This is a genomic window from Streptomyces boncukensis, from assembly GCF_011045075.1.
Lineage (GTDB): Bacteria > Actinomycetota > Actinomycetes > Streptomycetales > Streptomycetaceae > Streptomyces > Streptomyces boncukensis.
The window spans coordinates 1-2,246 of record NZ_JAAKZZ010000805.1; the positions used below are offsets into that span (position 1 = coordinate 1).

At 73.3% G+C, this 2,246-nt stretch carries 1 protein-coding gene; it reads right to left on the bottom strand.

The features are described 5' to 3' along the window. On the bottom strand, positions 1–2,246 hold a 2,246-nt coding region (locus tag G5C65_RS39875; RefSeq protein ID WP_478501623.1), incomplete at both ends, for an AMP-binding protein.

Consider the following 2,246-nt stretch of genomic DNA (forward strand, 5'->3'; position numbering starts at 1 on the left):
GACCCTGCCCCTGCCCCTGCCCCAGATGGCCCGCCAGCTCCACCACGGTCGGAGCACTGAAGACCACCCGGATCGGCAGCTCCACACCGAGCACCGCCCGCACCCGGCTCACCAACCGCGTCGCCAGCAGGGAGTGACCACCCAGATCGAAGAAACTGTCATCAATCCCCACCCGGTCCAGCCCCAGAACCTCCGCGAACAGACCACACAGCAACTCCTCCTGCGGAGTCCGCGCCGCCCGACCCGTCGCCACCGCCGCAAAATCCGGCGCCGGCAACGCCCGCCGATCCAGCTTGCCGCTCGCGTTCAACGGCACCTCGGCGACGGCCACCACGGAGGCGGGCACCAGGTGCTCGGGCAGCCGCTCGGCGAGATACCCGCGCAGCGAACCCACCAGCGCGCCGATCCGGCCCGCCGCCGCGGGGTCGCTGGCCAGCGTCCGGTCGGCCCGGCCGGAGTCGGTGTACCCGCCGGACACCGGCCGCCCGTCCGTCTGCCGCCCGTCCGGGAAGACGATCGCGTCGAAGCGCTCGGAGGCCGTGGACGACCACGTCAGGAGAACGCCGTAGCCATGCTCGGCCGCCCAGTCGCGCAGGTCCTGCGGGTCCAGGGCGGCGTCCGTCGTGGCGGGCGCGGGGGATACGGACATCGCGGCGGACGCCTCGACCTCCCCGCTGAGCCGGGCGTTGGGGATGCCCGCCACCCGCAGCGGGGCGTCTCCGTGGGCTCGGCAGCGCTCGCGGAGGGCGGTGAGGTCGCCGATCTGGCGGCCCCAGCGCAGGACCGGTGTCTCGTCGGCGGCCATCGACTGGACGGGGCCCTTGTGGAGGGTGACCTCGTAGCGGTGGCGGGTCAGTTCGTTGTGGGCGCGGCCCGGCTTCAGCCGGATGTCGACTCCGGCGGCGCCGTGCCGCCGGCCCCAGTGCGTGAACCAGTCGGGGTCCAGGACCAGTTCCGGCTCCATGAGCATCGCGCGGGCCACCGCGGCGCGCGCCACCGACGGTGCCGCGTCCGGGTGCTGTGCCCGCTGCACCCCGGCGCGGAACAGCCGCAGGGTGGCCGCGTTGCGCACGTCGCCGACGACGACGCGTCCGCCCGGCGCGAGGAGTTCGAACGCCTGGGCCAGTACCCGGTCCAGGTAGGCGTCGTCGGGGAAGTACTGCACCACCGAGTTCAGGACCACGGTGTCGAAGTGCCCGTGCGGCAGCCCGGTGACGTCGTCCGCCATCTGGTGCCGCAGGGTGACCTTGTCCGCGTGTCCCGCCTGCTCGACCTCCTGCCCGAGCCGCTTGACGACCTGCGAGGACAGATCCGTCGCCCAGTACTCCTCGACGTCCGCCAGCAGGTGCGCCATCAGCAGGCCGGAGCCGACGCCGAGTTCCAGGACCCGGCGCGGCCCCCAGCAGGCGATCTGCTCCACGGCGGCGTCGCGCCACTCCCGCATCTCGCGCAGCGGGACCGGACGCCCGGTGTAGCTGGAGTCCCAGCCGGTGAAGTCCTCGCCCCACACCGTGTTCGCTGCCGAGTAGACCTGGTCGTAGATCTCCTCCCACTGGCCGACCTGCCGGGAGGCGTCGCCGGAGTGGTCCGTGCCGTCCAGGTGCGGCACCACATAGCCCACCAGGTGCCGCTCGCCGGTCCGGTCCTCGCTGAAGGTGACGACGGCGTGTGCGACGCCGGGGTGGTCCGCGAGCGCGGTCTCGATCTCGCCGGGTTCGATGCGGAAGCCGCGGATCTTGACCTGGCTGTCGGCCCGGCCCCGGAAGTCCAGCCGCCCGTCCGCACCCCAGGCCACCACATCCCCCGTCCGGTACATCCGCTCACCCGGAGCCCCGAACGGACACGCCACGAAACGCTCCGCGCTCAGTCCCGAGCGGCCCAGGTAGCCACGGGCCAGGCCCGTCCCGGCCAGATACAGCTCACCCGCAACCCCCGGCGGCACCGGCCGCAGCGCGCCGTCCAGCACATAGGCACGCGTGTCGTCCATCGGCCGCCCGATCGGCACCGACTCGGCGTCCGCGTCGGCCCGGGTGACCGGCTCGCAGGCGGCGACCACGGTGGTCTCCGTGGGCCCGTACGCGTTCACGATCTCCACGTCCGGGCAGGCGCGCCAGGTCTCGCGTACCGCCGCCGGGGACATCGCGTCCCCACCCGTCCAAATCTCCCGCAACCCCCGAAACGCCTCCGGCCGCACCTCCGCAATCACCCGGAACAGCCCCGACGCCAACAACGTCCCCGTCACCCCC